The sequence below is a fragment of the Psychrobacter sp. AOP31-B2-9 genome (genome assembly GCF_052378005.1).
GTDB lineage: Bacteria > Pseudomonadota > Gammaproteobacteria > Pseudomonadales > Moraxellaceae > Psychrobacter.
The window spans coordinates 25692-43534 of record NZ_JBQSXG010000011.1 but is presented as its reverse complement, the minus strand read 5'-3'; the positions used below and the strand labels follow the sequence as shown (position 1 = coordinate 43534).

13 protein-coding genes are annotated in these 17843 nt (G+C 41.8%); 10 read left to right on the top strand and 3 right to left on the bottom strand.

All coding sequences use genetic code 11. The annotated features are described in order from the left end of the window. The first annotated feature begins 1100 nt into the window (after positions 1-1100). The 4 genes from thrS (at position 1101) to rnr (ending at position 7566) form a co-directional block, all read left to right on the top strand. On the top strand, positions 1101-3035 hold the full coding sequence (gene thrS, locus ACT3SX_RS02740) for a threonine--tRNA ligase (RefSeq protein WP_442061884.1): 1935 nt from the start codon (positions 1101-1103) through the stop codon (positions 3033-3035). 23 nt (positions 3036-3058) lie between these two features. Next, entirely contained in the window at positions 3059-3562 is a 504-nt protein-coding gene (gene infC / locus ACT3SX_RS02735; protein WP_192519594.1) for a translation initiation factor IF-3, read from the top strand. A 338-nt stretch (positions 3563-3900) separates the two neighbouring features. Further along, on the top strand, positions 3901-5145 hold the full coding sequence (locus ACT3SX_RS02730; RefSeq protein WP_192519593.1) for a toxic anion resistance protein: 1245 nt from the start codon (positions 3901-3903) through the stop codon (positions 5143-5145). 141 nt (positions 5146-5286) lie between these two features. Further along, on the top strand, positions 5287-7566 hold the full coding sequence (gene rnr / locus ACT3SX_RS02725) for a ribonuclease R (RefSeq protein WP_442061881.1): 2280 nt from the start codon (positions 5287-5289) through the stop codon (positions 7564-7566). A gap of 104 nt (positions 7567-7670) precedes the next feature. Here the strand turns inward: rnr and ACT3SX_RS02720 are convergent, their stop codons facing one another. The 3 genes from ACT3SX_RS02720 to hisA form a co-directional block, all read right to left on the bottom strand. Continuing rightward, a complete protein-coding gene (locus tag ACT3SX_RS02720; protein WP_192519591.1) occupies positions 7671-7985 on the bottom strand; it encodes a hypothetical protein in 315 nt (104 codons plus the stop codon). Between the two features lie 78 nt (positions 7986-8063). Then, positions 8064-9755: a mechanosensitive ion channel domain-containing protein gene (locus ACT3SX_RS02715; RefSeq protein WP_442061878.1), complete on the bottom strand. Its 1692-nt coding sequence runs from the start codon at positions 9753-9755 to the stop codon at positions 8064-8066. 111 nt (positions 9756-9866) lie between these two features. Continuing rightward, the gene (gene hisA, locus ACT3SX_RS02710; protein ID WP_442061875.1) at positions 9867-10604 is read right to left on the bottom strand and encodes a 1-(5-phosphoribosyl)-5-[(5-phosphoribosylamino)methylideneamino]imidazole-4-carboxamide isomerase; all 738 of its coding nucleotides are present in this window, start codon (positions 10602-10604) and stop codon (positions 9867-9869) included. Positions 10605-11705: 1101 nt separating this feature from the next. Between hisA and ACT3SX_RS02705 the strand changes: the two genes are divergently transcribed. The 6 genes from ACT3SX_RS02705 to nqrF all read left to right on the top strand — a co-directional run bounded on the left by ACT3SX_RS02705 (position 11706) and on the right by nqrF (position 17821). Continuing rightward, a complete protein-coding gene (locus tag ACT3SX_RS02705) occupies positions 11706-13058 on the top strand; it encodes a Na(+)-translocating NADH-quinone reductase subunit A (protein WP_442061873.1) in 1353 nt (450 codons plus the stop codon). 5 nt (positions 13059-13063) lie between these two features. Continuing rightward, positions 13064-14299, top strand: coding sequence for an NADH:ubiquinone reductase (Na(+)-transporting) subunit B (locus ACT3SX_RS02700; protein WP_442061870.1), 1236 nt, complete (start codon positions 13064-13066; stop codon positions 14297-14299). Next, positions 14280-15182 carry a Na(+)-translocating NADH-quinone reductase subunit C gene (locus ACT3SX_RS02695; protein WP_192519586.1) on the top strand — a complete coding sequence of 301 codons (903 nt, stop codon included), beginning with the start codon at positions 14280-14282 and terminating at the stop codon, positions 15180-15182. The genes ACT3SX_RS02700 and ACT3SX_RS02695 overlap by 20 nt, the downstream gene beginning before the upstream one ends. Position 15183: 1 nt before the next feature. Further along, entirely contained in the window at positions 15184-15855 is a 672-nt protein-coding gene (locus tag ACT3SX_RS02690; RefSeq protein ID WP_192519585.1) for an NADH:ubiquinone reductase (Na(+)-transporting) subunit D, read from the top strand. Beyond that, on the top strand, positions 15855-16463 hold the full coding sequence (gene nqrE, locus ACT3SX_RS02685) for an NADH:ubiquinone reductase (Na(+)-transporting) subunit E (protein ID WP_011281361.1): 609 nt from the start codon (positions 15855-15857) through the stop codon (positions 16461-16463). Before ACT3SX_RS02690 ends, nqrE begins: the two co-directional genes overlap by 1 nt. Positions 16464-16585: 122 nt before the next feature. Beyond that, complete coding sequence (gene nqrF, locus ACT3SX_RS02680; protein WP_192519584.1) at positions 16586-17821, top strand: NADH:ubiquinone reductase (Na(+)-transporting) subunit F; 1236 nt, start codon at positions 16586-16588, stop codon at positions 17819-17821. Positions 17822-17843: the final 22 nt, after the last annotated feature.

Sequence of the window (17843 nt, the reverse complement as noted above, 5' to 3'; positions counted from 1 at the left end):
TAAATGATAATTTTTATAGTTAGAATTAACTCCCGAAAAGAAGTCAAAACCAACTTTATTTTTTAGCATTCTATATCAGCAAAAATCCACACAAGTTGTTCTTTAGTTGTGCTTTTAAATAGTGTCTCTTCACTGTCGTCCAGTTAAAGAGTTATATATCTAATAACTAAGCAATGTGCTTATCGTTATTAGCGAGCCGACTATCATATCATAACGATTTGGTTTGTCAAGCTTTTTTATAATTTGTTTCTCAAGGTTCGCTGCGTTGTTACTATGTAATTCACCCTAGTAATGCTTGGCTCGTCCTGATGAGGTGCGTATTATAGAGAGTTTCTGACGGGTGTCAACTGCTTTTTGACAAGTTTTTTAATTAATTTCAACAAACATAAAATAGACTAGTATTTTCAATATGTTAGCGAAAAAACTTTTTAGGACGGCGCTGCGACTTAAACCATCATCACTTCATTAGTTATATAGTGGTAGCAAAATTGGCGTTATCTATTACCTATTGATATCTGCTTAATAAATACTTATATAGTCAATCCGATATGAACATGATGCAGCGAGATAAGACGTTATTTTTCATATAGTTAGCTGAATGTAAAACTGTTATGGATTTAAACGCGCCACTGGTATAAATTTTACTTGCGTGCTGCGTTCCCAGAGGCTGCGCAACATTCATCCCAGTAGCGCTATGACATTTTTAGAGTGTATCGACTATAGCATCGGTAATTAGGTAACTTTGAAGCATCAAGTGCTGCATCGATACTTAACAAGTGCTGCATCGATACTTAAACAGTCACCGTGCTGACATCGCTTGTTATAATACTTTTGTCACTTTGTATCTATATTCTCCAACCTAGTGTTGCTAGGCAGTGTTTGCTATAATAGTGGCTTTTATGACACTACCTTGTAATGCTAAAGTGAGCCTTTAGATAAAGTGGCCAAAAGCATGCTATTAATATCGTCTCAACTTAGTATTTTGGGTGGTACTTTTCTTAACATATCACAGCAGTTAGATATAATTGATGCGGTCTTACGGTTATATGATTGATGGTTGCAATCATCACTGCCAACGGATCCAAAAAGGTGAATAGATTATGGTAGCGATTACTTTACCAGATGGTAGCGTAAAAAACTTTGAAGGCAATACCACCGTCATGGAAGTGGCGCAGAGTATTGGTGCAGGACTTGCCAAAGCGACGGTCGCTGGGCGCGTTGATGGTCAATTAGTCGATGCACACGATCCGATCACCCATGATGCCAAAGTTGAAATCGTGACGCCAAAAGACGCTGACGGTGTCGATATCATTCGCCACTCCTGCGCCCACTTGTTAGGTCATGCAGTAAAACAGCTCTACCCAGAGGTAAAAATGGTCATCGGACCGGTCATCGAAGATGGTTTTTATTACGACATCTATAGCGAGACGCCGTTTACCCCTGAGCATATGGAAGCCATCGAAAAACGCATGATGCAACTGATCAAACAAGATTATGATGTCATCAAAAAAATGACACCGCGCGATGAAGTGATCAAGATATTTGAAGAGCGCGGTGAGGACTATAAGCTTAAATTAATCAACGATATGCCGGGTGAAGAAGCCTTTGGTCTGTACCATCATCAAGAGTACGTCGATATGTGCCGTGGCCCGCACGTACCAAACACGCGCTTCTTAAAAGTATTTAAACTGACCAAAATGTCGGGTGCATACTGGCGCGGTGATGCCAAAAACGAGCAGCTGCAACGTATCTATGGTACAGCGTGGGCTGATAAAAAAGACCTAAAGGCCTATATCCAGCGTATTGAAGAAGCAGAAAAACGCGACCACCGTAAAATTGGTAAAGCGTTAAACCTGTTTCACATGCAAGAGCAAGCACCAGGCATGGTATTTTGGCATGCGAATGGTTGGACCATTTACCAAGTGCTTGAACAATATATGCGTAAAGTACAGCATGATAATGGCTATGAAGAAATTAAAACACCACAAATCGTGGATCGTAGCTTGTGGGAACGTTCTGGTCATTGGGGTAACTATGCAACCAATATGTTTACGACTTCGAGTGAAAACCGTGATTATGCCGTAAAACCTATGAACTGCCCTTGCCATGTGCAAGTATTTAACCAAGGCCTGAAATCTTACCGTGATTTGCCTTTACGTATGGCAGAATTTGGTTCTTGTCATCGTAACGAGCCATCAGGTTCATTACATGGTCTAATGCGTGTTCGTGGCTTTACGCAAGATGATGCGCATATTTTTTGTACCCAAGCGCAAATTCAACAAGAAGTTGCTGACTTTATTAAGCTCACGCTTGCTGTCTATGAAGACTTTGGTTTTGATCACATCATCATGAAGCTTTCAACCCGTCCTGAAAAACGTGTCGGTAGTGATGAATCATGGGATTTTGCTGAAAAAGCGTTGGCCGACGCGCTAGATAGTTCAGGCCTTGACTGGGACTATCTACCCGGTGAAGGTGCCTTCTATGGCCCAAAAATTGAATTCAGTCTAAAAGACTCGTTAGGTCGTATATGGCAATGCGGTACTATTCAAGTTGATCCAAACATGCCTGAGCGCCTTGATGCTGAATTTGTAAATGAGCAGAATGAACGCGAAGTACCTGTCATGCTACACCGTGCGATATTGGGTTCGTTCGAGCGTTTCATCGGCATATTGATTGAAAACTATGCCGGTTGGATGCCCGTATGGCTAGCACCACAACAAATTGTAGTCATGAATATCACAGATAAACAGGCCGATGCTTGTGAAAATGTAGTCAGTGAACTAAAAAATGCAGGTTTACGTGCTATTAGTGACTTGCGTAACGAAAAGATTGGATTTAAGATACGAGAGAAAACATTAGAACGTATTCCCTATATGCTAGTATTAGGGGATAAAGAAGTCGAATCGGGCAGTGTCAACGTCCGTACGCGTGAAGGTGAGAATCTTGGCGTAATGAGTATTTCTAAATTTATTACATTAGTACAGACAGCTGTCGCTGAAAAAGGCCGACAGACCCCAAAAACAGATGAGGAGTAATACCTATTAAACAGTCGAACCGTTTGAACATCAACGAAGATATCAATGTCAAAGAAGTCCGTCTCGTCAAAGAAGACGGCGAACAAATGGGCGTGGTCGATATCGAAACCGCGATGAAAGCGGCACGTGAAGACAATCTAGATTTGGTCGAATTGGTTCCAGATGCCAAGCCGCCTGTGTGTAAAATCATGGATTATAAGCATTTCCTCTATGATCAGAAGCAAAAGGCGAAAGAAGCTAAAAAGAACCAAAAGCAAACTCAGCTGAAAGAAATGAAACTGCGTCCTAGTACTGAAGAAGCTGATTATCAGGTCAAACTGAAAAAAATCTTCAGCTTTTTAGAAAACCAAGACAAAGTTAAAATCAGTATTCGTTTTCGTGGCCGTGAAATGGCGCACCAAGAGATTGGTCGTAAGCAGCTAGATCGTATTATCGAAGACACTGCTGAGATTGCTAACGTTGAGCAGTATCCTAAGATGGAAGGTCGTCAAATGGGTATGCTGCTTGGACCAACTAAGAAAAAATAATCTGTTTTGTAGATTGTTTTAGTGGTGGCTGTTAGTCGATGTAGATACTTATAATCTCAACCATCAATATGCTGCGGGATATTGATGGTTTTTTAATATTTAAGCCTGTTAATAGCCATTTTTTAATATAATAAGTCGACGCCACTTTACAAAACCTATCTTCTCAACTCGTTCATTACCCGTTAATCTAAAGCTCTGCTGCACCGCATTTATACTATTCTAATAAGAATAACCGAGTGCATAAGAATATCCATTTACTATCAATGTTTTTTACGGTTACCGCTTTATATAGCTATTGACCAAAAACACTGTCCCTTTTAGATATTACAGGAAACTTCATGCAAGAATTGACCCCACCAGAAAACGCAAAAACTCCAAGTATTTCTTTAACTGCACCTGAACCTGTGAAAGAGATACAAAAAAGTGAAGCAGATCAGATGGTCAAGTTGGATGAAAGCCAGATTCCGGAGCTCGATGCCAAAGTTGATGCTTTTGTAGACCATGTACTTACTAACTCTGTGCACAGCGATGAGTTTCGACAAAACGTGCAATCTATTCACAATTTAGGTACCAAAGAGATTCGAGAGTCAGCACAAGTCTCTAACCGTATGTTAGATTTGCCGGCAAAAAGTCTCAATGATAGCTTGTTTGATAACTCCCCTATCGCTAACTCACTAACGGAACTGCGCGGGATTGTCGAAGACTTAGATCCTAGCAAAAAAGAGCTGACCAGTTCACGTAAGCTGTTTGGTCTCATTCCGTTCGGTAATAAAGTACAAGACTACTTCCGCCAATATGAATCCGCACAGTCTCATATCAATGCCGTTGTTACCAGTCTCTATAATGGTAAAGATGAATTGCTCAAAGACAATGCAATGATTGAACAAGAAAAAGTCAATATGTGGGAGCTGATGCAATCTATTCGTCAGTATGTCTACGTTGGCAAAAAGATTGATGAGCAGCTAGAGCAAAAAGTCTATGCGATAGAAGCGACTGATCCTGAGAAAGCTCGTATTATTAAAGAAGAAATGTTGTTTTATGTCCGTCAAAAAAATACAGATTTTTTGACCCAGCTGGCCGTTAATGTACAAGGGTATTTAGCGCTTGATACCATTCGTCGCAATAACTTAGAGCTGATTAAGGGTGTCGATCGCGCAACCACGACAACGGTATCAGCATTACGCACGGCTGTCGTCGTAGCTCAAGCGATGACCAATCAAAAACTGGTACTCGATCAAATCACTGCGTTGAATAAAACGACCAGTAGCTTGATTGAATCAACCTCAGCAATGCTCAAACGCCAGTCAGGTGAAATCCATGAGCAAGCGACCAGCAGCAGCATTGAACTTGATAAGTTGCAAAATGCTTTTAACAATGTCTATGACACGATGGATATGATTAGCAACTATAAAATCGAAGCACTAGAGAATATGAAACAAACGGTCAATACCTTGACTAGCGAAGTTGATAAAGCACAAAAATACCTTGATAAATCTAATCAAACCACTGTGCTAGAAGTATCAAAAGAAATAAACAGTAAAAAGATAACCGATAAATCAAACACGGTTGATATCGATCTTTGATTTATCCAAACTGCTGTTGCCTCATAGAGGTAATGGCTCCTTGCTAATGAATACACATACAACAATTGACGCAAGATATTACAACGTCGTTCGTGTTAAGATAGCCCTTATTAATAATTTTAAAAATAGATACGGTAATTTATGAGTTGGAATGACCCAAACGCCTCAAGTGAGGCAAAAAGATATGACAACCCCATCCCTAGTCGTGAACTAATACTTAGTACGATTACTGAGCACGGCGAAGTCACTCATCAACAGTTAGCAAAAGCCTTTAATATTGATGATACCGATCAGTTTGATGCTTTGGGTAATCGTCTCAAAGCTATGGCACGTGATGGACAGGTAAACCGTGAAGGTCGTCCTTATCGCTATCGTACAGTGACTCAGCAAGATGTCGTCACTGGCACCGTGTCTGCTCATCCTAAAGGATTTGGCTTTGTACTTTTAAGTGATATGCCAGATTTGTTTTTGCATGAAAAACAAATGCGTTGGGTATTTAATGGTGACACTGTCGAAGCCGTCGGTACATCAACGGACAACCGTGGGCGTACTGAAGGGCGTATTGTTGATATCGTGGAACGTCGCCAAAACAACTTTATTGGTACACTTGCCCGTGATGATGATGGCTACTGCGTTGAGCTTGGTAGTCCAAATAATCATCAGCCAATCACGGTTACTGATGACAATGTTCAGGCATTTAACGCTAAGCAAGGCGCACCTGTTAAAGTTGACATCATTGACTGGCCAAACCAACATGAGTTTGCCACCGGTAAAATCACTGAAGTATTGTCTGACGACAATGACCGCGAATTGATTATTGAGACTACCCTGCTCAACTACGACATTCCATCAGATTTCAGTGAAGCTGCTCTGAAGCAAGCTAATGACTATCAAGAGCCAACTGAAAAAGACATAAAAGACCGCACAGATTTACGTCATCTACCGCTTGTCACTATTGACGGTGAAGATGCGCGTGACTTTGATGATGCTGTATTCGCTGAAAAGCGTTCTGGTGGTAATTACCGTGTCGTGGTTGCGATTGCTGATGTCAGCTATTATGTGACGCCGAACTCACCACTTGATCAAGATGCCTATGAGCGTGGTACGTCAGTATACTTCCCGCATCGCGTGATTCCGATGCTACCTGAGGTGCTATCTAACGGTCTATGTTCACTGAACCCTGATCTTGATCGCTTATGTATGGTTGCTGATATCAAAATATCACGTGCAGGCAAGGTCACAGGATATGAGTTCTATCCATCAGTCATGCACTCACAAGCACGTTTGACTTATAATCAAGTAAATGACTACTTCGTAAATCCGACTGATAAACGTTTGCCTAAATCATTAACGGGCAACAAAGACGTTAAAAAATCTATCGATACGCTACATCAGCTGTATGAGCTGTTGCTTAAAAAACGTGAAGATCGCCATGCAATGGAGTTTGAGACCGTTGAGACGTATATAAAATTCAACGAAAAAGGTGGTATTGCAGATATTTTACCGCGTACTCGTGGTGATTCTCAAAAGCTGATCGAAGAATGCATGTTGTTGGCCAATACCTGTGCGGCAAATTTTGCACTCAAGCATGAATTGCCTGTGTTATACCGTAATCATGATAAGCCTGACAGTGAAAAGTCAATGCGTATTCATGAATATGCAAAAAACTTTGGATTACCATTCCCAGAAGAGAGTCCAACTCAAGCAGATTATCAGCGGATTATTGAAGCAACCAAAGACAGACCTGATGCAATTAGCATACACAGCATGCTATTGCGTTCAATGATGCAAGCCAACTATGCACCTGACAATATTGGTCACTTTGGTTTGGCTTATGACGAATATAGCCACTTTACCTCTCCTATTCGCCGTTATCCAGATTTAATGCTGCATCGTGCGATTAAAGCTAAAGTCACCAACAGCAAACAGCCTGTTATGGACTTCTCTCTCGAAGGCGCTGGTACACAAACTTCAGATACTGAACGTCGTGCCGAAAAAGCATCTCGCTATGTAGAGTCTTGGCTCAAATGTCATTACATGAAAGACCATGTTGGCGAAGAGTTTGAAGGAGTAGTCACTACGGTTACTAGCTTCGGTCTATTTGTAACATTGACTGACTTATATATTGATGGTTTGGTGCACATATCAAACGTCGGTGACGATTTCTTTGTTTATGATGAACAGCAGCAACAGCTGATTGGTAAGGATAAAGGCACGCTATTTGGACTTGGCGATTCGGTGAAAGTACAAGTTGCTGGAGTCAACATGGACCTGTTGCAGATTGATTTTGATCTAAAAGAAAAACTGCAGTCTAGTGCTATGAACCAGACCAAAAAACAGCCTGCTAAAAAGGAGCAGCCTAAGAAAAGCCCTGCAAAAAGAAGTAGCAGCCGCAGCAAAGGTGGCAATAAGAAAGGCTAATCTGAATAAAGACTTGAATAATAAAAAAGGCTAACGATGACGTTAGCCTTTTTTTGTGCTGCGCTATTTATATAATTACTTTTTATTTACGCAGTGCAGATTAGTTACTGTGCAACGCTATCCATATTTTCTAAATTTTTCTGTTCGGTTTGCTGAGCTTGATTTATCTGAGACGTAGCACTATCGAGGATAGCTTTAGGCTGCTCAGCCAAAGGTTGGCTAGTGATATCTTCTGAGCTACTTGCCGTGCTGTCTGTAGCAGAACTGTCTATGTTGGTATTGGTATCATTATTCCCAACGGTAACGCTACTAACAACAACTTCTCTATTTTTCTCATGCTGTTTGCTATTAATAAGATTAAAGCCAAATAGTCCAACGATACCAATCAACGCGAATATAATCAAATGTTTAATTTGCATAAAAATGTTCCATATTTTAATAGTCAGATATATGTTTTGTTGCATTTTTTATGCCTAGTTTTCGCTGGCTGTTACAAACTACTCTTGCGGGCTCTCACTATTCAATAAATCCGTCTCATCTGAATTCTCAGAAATCTCTTGTTCAACCTTTTCCATTAGCTTGTCATCAGGGCTCGTATCTAACACCTCATCAGCACGGCGACCTTGCAAAATAATTTTGGCACGTGCCTTTGCTAGCTTTTTATCTTTACTATCAATGCCATTTTGTTCATTTTTGCCTATATCTGCCGCCTCAGGAATGGTTGAAGTAGTACTCTTATCAGACACACCAATACTTTCATGGCTATCTTGCATGTGTGCAAAAGCTTGCTCTAACTTATGATTAAATCGCAACTGATAAATAGGCTCTGGCAAGCTAAAACCATTATCTTCAAGCGCATGCTTGGTTTCACGTATGGCAATACTACGAGCTTTGGAAAAGTCAGATTCCAATTGATTTACCCAGACTTGAAACTGCAAAATGATATTAGAATCACCCACTTCTTTAATAACTGCAGTAACTTTTGGATTATCCAGTGCAAAACCTAACTGACATATTGCATCGGTCCCTACCTTGATGGCGGCAAGAGGGTCGTCATTGGCATCAACGCCCAATTCAAAGGTAAAGCGACGTTCAGGGTTTTTGGTGTAATTGAGGATAGTACCTTTGAAAACTTCTGAATTAGGGATACGCAATTGATTTCCATCTAAAGTCATCAATATCGTCGCGCGCGAAGTTAAGCGTACCACAATACCCTCTTGATTGTTAATCAAGACATAGTCACGTGCACGAAATGGCTGGCGAATACTTAGCATTAAGGAAGCAATATAGTTTTCAATAGTGTCTTTGACCGCAAAACCAACTGCGATACCAATAACACCAGCGCCACCCAACAGTGTACTTAAAATGGTTTCGGCACCTATCAAGCTCAGCGCTAAAATCAAACCAATAATAATAAAGATGATTTTAATAGTTTGAGAGAGTAACTCAGCTACAAATGGGTTGGGGGTTAGACGTTGCCACATTTTTTGACGATTGGACAACCAACTACCAAACCAAGTCACCAAGCTAAATAAAACAATACCCACCAATAATAAAGGTAAGGCTTTGACTACATTTTTCGTTTGTGATTTGAGACTTTGGTAAACGGTGGATACGTTGTCTTGTACATCAAGCGTTCGAGTAATTCTATCTTCAACAGTAACCACATCGGTTAAACGATTGGTTAAACTGATGGCTTGTTGCGCTTTTTTCTCATTCGGTGTTTCACCAGTTAACGTAACCACTCCTTGGGTAACGCTAACATTGACTGCTTGCAACCCCTCAATTTCTGAAAATATCCCACTGATACGTTGCCGAATATCATTGTCTTTTTGCGGCGCAGGTGTGGTTTCAATTTGAGCATCATTCGTACTTTCATTACTGATAACGGGCGATGACTCAACTGGTGCCGGCGTAGTCGCCAAAGTAACGCTGTCTAGCCCATTATTTGAATCACTTTCAGTTAACTGATTGTTTGCTGTAGCAGGCGTTGACTCACTATTGTTTGCGTCACTGTCAGAAGCATCCACTTCTTCAGTCCCTTCGGGCACCGTAGCAGCATCATCCACACTGATGGTTTCAGCGGCATGAATAGGGAGGCACAAACTAATGATGCTTAATAGCAACAGCATCTGACCCCAGACTTTGAGGCAACTGCGTATTTTTTGATGGTCAGAACAAACCGCCATAAGCACCCTTTGCTGTTTTACTGATTTTTTACTAAAACACGCCCTCAAATCAAGCCAAAGTCCTCTAAATAGCAATAAAAATGAGGACATATCTAAAGTCTTTACTTTTTATTAGCTATCGAGATAAGCCTGCGCCGCACTTAAATCTAGCGTTCCTTCATAAATAGCACGTCCAGTGATAATACCTTCAATACAGTCACCATACGGCTTTAACAGTTCGATGTCTTTTAAATCAGTCACACCACCAGAAGCAATCACCGGTAAGCCGCCTTCGCGCGCCAAGTTAACCGTTTGCTCTACATTGACGCCTTGCATCATGCCATCACGGGCAATATCAGTATAGACGATTGAAGATACACCTACATCCGCAAAACGCTTAGCGAGTTCAGTCGCCTTGGTATCAGTAACGTTTGCCCAACCATGGGTAGCAACCATACCATCTTTAGCATCGATGCCAACGATGACATGTCCAGCAAATTCGCGGCAAGCTTCCGCAACGAAATCAGGATCTTCAACAGCTTTCGTACCGATAATGATATACGTCAGACCTGCGGTAATATATTGCTCAATGGTGTTCATATTACGCACACCACCACCTAATTGAATAGGTAGGTTTGGATACGCTTTCGTAATATCGTTCACCACTTGTCTATGCACTGGTACACCATCAAATGCGCCATTTAAATCAACCAAATGTAACCGGCGTGCACCTTCATCTACCCAGCGTGCGGCCATGGCGACTGGATCATCAGAGAACACCGTATCATCTTCCATACGACCTTGTTTTAAACGTACACATTTACCATCTTTTAAATCAACAGCCGGGATAATGACAGGCACAGCACACATATAACATTCCTTATAAAACACAATATTAGATAAATGTAAAAAATCACTCTTAAAAATTTGAGCATATTGAATATACAACACACTTTAAGCCATAATAGAAAAATACCGTTGAAAAAGCGATTTAAAATTTGAACGGATTCATACAAACCAACAACGAAACAAAAATTCGTTGAAATATCATATAAGTAATGACAAAGGCTAAAAGCTATAACTATAAGTTTTAGTAGATTCAATCACTGGAAACATTAGGTAAATTCAATTACTGACTGGCAATTTTAGGTCAATTTAGCGTATAATCCTAGGTAAATTTTTATTTGTTTCTATGTGATAGTAACCATACGCCACGCTTTACATTAAGTCATCCGTGACTAAGAAAGAAGCGTGACGGTCAGGATGAGTCGAGTAATAACTGAACATATCGGCACGATATCGATCAATACATTACTAAGAAGGGTTATATTAGAAATTTCAACTAGTGGCCGTTAAACCGTCTACTCTGCAATACTAAACTCTAATTAGATATCTTTCCTAACGTCTTTTACCCTGTTTCTATCACTGGTTAACGATTTAGAACTGTCATTACTGACTATATAGCAATGAATAATAAGTAAAGCTTGCTTATTCATTTCTGAGTCAGTTTGTTTTTCAGCCAGTTTATCATCTATCTAAATAGATCTTTGTTTGGCTACAGTCTTATCGAACGAGTATCGACTTACATGATACTTAATCTGTAAGAGTGGAGTGGTCAGTCATTCTGGTGTTACAAGTTTTAATTTTCAATGAAACGTATGATAGAGCTATTGATTTAAAGTAATCATTTTAGCGATTTATTTTGATCAATGGTTTTTGCATACACCTTGGTAGCCAGTCGCCACTTTGGTAATTCGAATAAGACATTAACGTGTTGTTAAGGAGTCTAAGGTCAGCGTTAATACTCTTACTAGTAGTTATGATCATGCATTATTTTTAAATCACTCTATCACTATCCTACTATAGGAATAACTGACTGAGTGCTTTATTGAATGACGCAGTTGTTCATGCTGCCGATATACCAAACAGGAAGTCTGGTATCGTTTTAGACTATGGACTAAGTTTTCGCTTATGATTACCATCAAAAAAGGTTTGGATTTGCCCATCACCGGTGAACCCTCCCGCGAGATATCTGAGCATAAGCCGACACACGTTGCTGTTATTGGCTACGACTATGTCGGTATGAAGCCCACGATGAATGTCAAAGAAGGTGACACCGTAGCAAAAGGTCAGCCCGTTTTTGAAGATAAAAAACGAGCTGGTGTTATCTATACTGCCCCTGCTGCTGGTAAAGTCATCGCGATCAACCGCGGTGAACGTCGTGTGTTTGAGAGCCTTGTAATTGCGGTCGACCCAAACGGTGAAGAAGTAGAATTTGAGCAGTATGACTCCCAACAGCTTGCAGACCTAGACTCTGAAGTCGTTGAGACCCAACTGCTTGCCTCTGGTGAATGGACTGCGTTTCGCACGCGTCCTTATAGCCGTACTCCAGAAATCGGTGCCCGTCCGCATGCTATTTTTGTCACTGCAATGGATACCAATCCATTAGCATTTGACCCAATGCTGCTCATTAGTGAACAGCTACAAGCATTCAATGATGGACTTGCCGTACTCTCTACACTCAGCCCTAAGACCTTTGTATGCCATAACGGTGATACCCAGCTGACGCCAGTTGCGAAAACCGCAGCTAATAATGTCACTGAGTATCATGGCTTTGCTGGTAAACATCCAGCTGGTTTAGCGGGTACGCACATTCATTTCTTACACCCTATCATGCGTGGCGTAAGTGTTTGGACGATTGGATATCAAGATGTGATTGCGATTGGTAAACTGTTTACCACAGGTCGTTTGTATACACCTCGTATGGTTAGTCTAGCTGGTCCTGCGGCTACCAATCCACACCTCGTTGTCACTGAGCGTGGCGCTGATATTACTGCATTAACCAAAGGTCAGTTGGCTGCTGGGGAAAACCGTATTATCTCAGGTTCAGTACTATCTGGTCGTAAGCTATTTAGCAATATCGCTTATCTTGGCCGCTTTCATAACCAAATCAGTGCATTAGCTGAAGGCCACGAACGTCCTGCATTCCACTTCTTTACACCAGGTAAAAATCGCTTCTCTAAGTTGCCTATCTATATTTCGCAGTTTTTTGGTGGCAAAAAGTATAACTTTACCACCACGAGTAACGGCTCACCGCGGGCCATGGTACCAATCGGTGTTTTTGAAGAGGTTATGCCACAGGATTATCTGCCAACGCAACTATTACGCGCACTGATTGTCGAAGATATCGTCAGCGCAGTAGATTTAGGCGCACTAGAATTGGACGAAGAAGATTTAGCATTATGCACCTTCGTATCTCCTGGCAAATATGAATTCGGCGATATTTTGCGTGATAACTTAACGCGCATTGAGCTGGAGGGCTAACCACGATGAAATTTTTACACAATATGTTCGATCGTATGGAGCCGTCTTTTACCAAGGGTGGCAAACACGAAAAATACTATGCCATCTTTGAGATGTTTGATACTTTTTTACGTCAACCAAGCTCAACCACATATACATCATCACATGTGCGTGACGGTATTGACCTAAAGCGTATTATGATTACCGTATGGCTATGTACCTTCCCAACCATGTTTTGGGGTATGTACAATATCGGTCATCAAGCACTAACCGCTATCGCTCAGCTTGGCTTACAGCCTGAAGGCTGGCGTACTGTCATCACTAGCATGGCAGGCTATAACCCAGACAGTATTTGGGCAAGCTTTGTCTATGGAGCAATGCAGTTCTTACCCATCTATATAGTTACTTTTGCCGTGGGTATTCTCTGTGAGATTATCTTTGCTGTCGTGCGCGGGCATGAAGTCAACGAAGGTTTCTTTGTAACGTCGGTATTATTTGCGCTATGTTTACCACCAGATATTCCATTATGGCAAGTTGCTCTAGGTATCACCTTTGGTGTAGTCGTGGCAAAAGAAGTATTCGGTGGTACAGGTAAAAACTTCCTTAACCCAGCCCTATCGGGCCGTGCATTCTTATACTTTGCATATCCAGCCTATATGTCTGGTGACTCTATATGGACAGCGGTTGATGGCTTTTCAGGAGCTACTCCTCTTGGTCTTGCAGCACTTGGTGTGGTCCCTCAGGACTTCGTCGATGCCTATGGAAACGCCATCACGTGGAGTGATGCATTCTTAGGTAACATGCAAGGTAGTATCGGTGAAGTATCAACATTAGCAATCTTGATAGGTGCAGCAGTTCTACTATGGACGCGTATCGCCTCATGGCGCATCATGGCAGGTTGTGTGGTCGGCCTTGTTGCCACTTCGCTGGTCTTCAACATGGTTGGCTCTAAAGACAACATGATGATGAACTTACCGTTTTACTGGCACTTAGTCATTGGTGGTTTCGCCTTTGGTGCCGTATTTATGGCAACTGATCCTGTATCAGCAGCACATACCAATAAAGGTCGTTGGGCTTATGGTATCTTGATTGGGTTTATGACGGTGTTGATTCGTGTCATTAACCCAGCTTTCCCAGAAGGTATTATGCTGGCTATTCTATTCGCCAACTTATTTGCGCCATTGTTTGATTACTTTGTGACCCAAGCAAACATCAAACGCCAAACAGCTCGGAGGGTTCGTTATGTCCAAGCCCAAAAGTAACAATGCAAAAACCATCAGTGTGGCATTAACGCTATGCTTGGTGTGCTCGGTATTGGTTTCAGCAGTTGCCGTTGGCCTAAAGCCAGCGCAACTCGAAAATGCACGTTTAGACCGAAACAAAAATATTTTGGTCGCCGCTGATATGTATGATGCTGAGTCTGATACACCAGATGATGTGGCTGAACGATTTAAAGATTTTGATGTTGAAGTTATTGACCTAAACGAAGGTAACTATGTCGATGATGCAACGCTAGCAGCAGCTGGCATTCCTGATCGTAATGCTTATGATGCAAGTCAAGCTACCAAAAACCAAGCTCTAAGTGAAGACTTAGGTAACAACGATCCTGCTGGTATTGGTCGTAAACCTAAATACGCCAAAGTCTATGTGAAAAAAGACGATGCAGGTCAACCTGAAGTAGTCGTACTACCTATTCAAGGCTACGGACTATGGGGTACTATCTATGGTTTCTTAACGCTTGAAAGCGATATGAATACCATTAAAGGTATCAGTTTCTATGAGCATAAAGAAACTCCAGGACTAGGCGCTCGTATCGAAGAGCCAGAGTGGCGCGCTAAGTGGAGCGGTATCGAGTCTTATGACGAAAACGGTGACGTCGCTACTGGTGTGACCAAAGCCGGTAATCCAAAAGATAACTGGGTTGATGGTATCAGTGGTGCAACACTGACTAGCCGCGGCGTCAGTAACATGATTCAGTTTTGGTTAGGCGAGCAAGGCTATAAGCCTTATCTAGACATGCTACGTGAAGAGAGTGGCCAAACTATTGATGAGGCAGATACACAAGCCAATCAATCAAAATCGTCAGCTCAACCTAAAACCGAATTGGCAGCCAAGCTACCAGTAGCAAACGGCAAGGAGGCATAACATGGCTGATACTAAAAGTATTTTAACCACGCCTATTTTTGATAATAACCCCATCGGCCTACAGATCCTTGGTATCTGTTCGGCACTGGCAGTCACAACAAGCATGGCAAATGCCATGGTTATGTGTGTGGCATTAACACTTGTAACTGCGTTTTCGAGTTTCTTTATCTCGATTATTCGTAAGCAGATCCCATCAAGTATTCGTATTATTGTCCAGATGACCATCATTGCCTCATTGGTTATCTTGGTCGATCAGGTGTTAAAAGCAGTCGCTTATGATGTCAGTAAAGGCTTGTCCGTTTTCGTTGGTTTGATTATCACCAACTGTATCGTAATGGGCCGTGCCGAAGCATTTGCGATGAGCAATCCACCAATACCAAGCTTTTTAGATGGTATTGGTAATGGTCTCGGCTATTCTGCAGTCTTATTATTTGTCGCGACTATTCGTGAGCTACTAGGCGCAGGAACTTGGTTCGGTATCACTATTTTACAACCAGTGACTGACGGCGGTTGGTACATACCAAACGGCCTACTATTATTACCACCGTCAGCATTCTTTATTATTGCTTTGTTCATTGTCATTGTCCGTATTTGGAAGCCTGAACAGGTAGAAGAAGCTGAGTTTGTAATGAAGCCGCAGTCTAAAGGCATGGCACATGGAGGCGGTCACTAATGGGACATTATGTTAGTTTATTTATAACCTCAGTCTTTATTGAGAATATGGCGCTTGCCTACTTCTTAGGTATGTGTACTTTCTTGGCAGTATCAAAGAAGGTATCAACTGCTATTGGTCTTGGGGTCGCCGTTGTTGTCGTAATGGCAATTACCGTTCCGCTAAACAACTTACTATTCCAGTTCATTCTAAAAGATGGTGCGCTGGCATGGGCAGGTTTCCCTGACATCGACTTGAGCTTTTTAGGTTTGCTCAGCTACATCGGTCTTATTGCTGCTACTGTACAGATTCTAGAGATGTTCTTGGATAAGTTCGTTCCTAGTCTGTACAACGCCCTCGGTGTTTTCTTACCACTCATCACTGTAAACTGTGCCATCTTAGGTGGTGTATTGTTTATGGTTGAGCGTGACTATAACTTCGGCGAATCTGTCGTTTATGGTGTGGGTGCAGGCTTCGGTTGGGCATTAGCCATTACCGCATTGGCTGGTATCCGTGAGAAGTTGAAATACTCAGACATTCCAGCACCGCTGCGTGGTCTTGGTATTACCTTTATCACAGTTGGTCTGATGTCACTTGGCTTTATGTCTTTCGGCGGTATGTCAATTTAGACGACTAAGCTTAAACACTTATTTAGCGATTTGACCTATTTAATTCATTTATTCGGTAGGGGCTCAGAAAAACGTCATCACGTCTTTTCGCTCCCCTACTCCATAGATTAAGGATACCTACCATGGATTACGCTACGGCGATTGGTGGCGTTGCGATGTTTACCTTGATCATCATGGGCCTTGTCGCCATTATTTTGGCGGCACGCTCAAGACTGGTCAGTTCAGGCGATGTTACCATCCATATAAATGATAATCCCGATAATGACGTCGTGACACCAGCAGGCGGTAAACTACTGCAAACACTTGCGAGCGAAGGTATTTTCTTATCTTCAGCATGTGGTGGCGGTGGTACCTGTGCACAGTGTCGTTGCCGCGTTATTGAAGGGGGTGGATCTATTCTGCCCACCGAAGAAGGCTATTTTACTCAAGGCGAAATCCGCAATCACATGCGCTTAGCTTGTCAGGTAGCTGTTAAGCAAGACATGGAAATTGAGATTGACCCTGAGTTCTTTGATGTTCAAAAATGGGAATGTGAAGTTATCTCTAATGAGAACGTTGCCACCTTCATTAAAGAGCTGGTACTTAAAATCCCAGAAGGTGAAGAAGTTAATTTCCGTGCTGGTGGTTATGTACAGTTGGAAGCGCCACCGCATGAAGTACACTATAAAGACTTTGATATCGCAGAAGAGTACCGTGAAGATTGGGAAAAGTTCGGCATCTTTAAATATGTTTCAAAAGTTGATGAGCCAGTTATTCGTGCTTACTCAATGGCAAACTACCCAGAAGAAAAAGGTCTTATCAAGTTCAACATCCGTATCGCTAGTCCACCGCCACGTGGTCCTGATGGGATTCCACCAGGCAAAATGTCTTCTTGGGTATTCAGTCTAGTACCTGGTGACAAAGTGACTGTATCTGGTCCTTATGGTGAGTTTTTTGCTAAAGAGACTAAAGCTGAAATGATTTTTGTTGGTGGTGGTGCAGGTATGGCACCGATGCGCTCACATATTTTCGATCAGCTAAAACGCTTGCACACAGACCGCAAAATTAGCTTTTGGTATGGTGCACGTTCTATTCGTGAAATGTTCTATGTGGAAGATTACGATCAGCTGCAAGAAGAGTTTGCTAACTTTGAATGGCATGTCGCATTATCAGATCCTCTACCTGAAGACAATTGGACCGGCTATACTGGCTTTATCCATAACGTATTGTTAGAAGAGTATCTGAAAAACCATCCAAACCCAGAAGATTGTGAGTATTACATGTGTGGGCCACCAATGATGAATGCAGCCGTCATCGACATGTTGCACAGCTTAGGTGTTGAAGATGAAAACATCATGCTTGATGACTTCGGTGGTTAAGTAGAAAAATAGTTTGTAAAGT

Excerpts from the sequence above, each read along its gene's own strand:
- nqrF (WP_192519584.1), top strand. The coding sequence starts at position 16,586 with ATGGATTACGCTACGGCGATTGGTGGCGTTGCGATGTTTACCTTGATC.
- ACT3SX_RS02730 (WP_192519593.1), top strand. The coding sequence starts at position 3,901 with ATGCAAGAATTGACCCCACCAGAAAACGCAAAAACTCCAAGTATTTCT.
- ACT3SX_RS02700 (WP_442061870.1), top strand. The coding sequence starts at position 13,064 with ATGAAATTTTTACACAATATGTTCGATCGTATGGAGCCGTCTTTTACC.
- ACT3SX_RS02715 (WP_442061878.1), bottom strand. The coding sequence starts at position 9,755 with ATGGCGGTTTGTTCTGACCATCAAAAAATACGCAGTTGCCTCAAAGTC.
- thrS (WP_442061884.1), top strand. The coding sequence starts at position 1,101 with ATGGTAGCGATTACTTTACCAGATGGTAGCGTAAAAAACTTTGAAGGC.
- ACT3SX_RS02690 (WP_192519585.1), top strand. The coding sequence starts at position 15,184 with ATGGCTGATACTAAAAGTATTTTAACCACGCCTATTTTTGATAATAAC.
- nqrE (WP_011281361.1), top strand. The coding sequence starts at position 15,855 with ATGGGACATTATGTTAGTTTATTTATAACCTCAGTCTTTATTGAGAAT.
- ACT3SX_RS02695 (WP_192519586.1), top strand. The coding sequence starts at position 14,280 with ATGTCCAAGCCCAAAAGTAACAATGCAAAAACCATCAGTGTGGCATTA.
- hisA (WP_442061875.1), bottom strand. The coding sequence starts at position 10,604 with ATGTGTGCTGTGCCTGTCATTATCCCGGCTGTTGATTTAAAAGATGGT.
- ACT3SX_RS02705 (WP_442061873.1), top strand. The coding sequence starts at position 11,706 with ATGATTACCATCAAAAAAGGTTTGGATTTGCCCATCACCGGTGAACCC.
- rnr (WP_442061881.1), top strand. The coding sequence starts at position 5,287 with ATGAGTTGGAATGACCCAAACGCCTCAAGTGAGGCAAAAAGATATGAC.
- ACT3SX_RS02720 (WP_192519591.1), bottom strand. The coding sequence starts at position 7,985 with ATGCAAATTAAACATTTGATTATATTCGCGTTGATTGGTATCGTTGGA.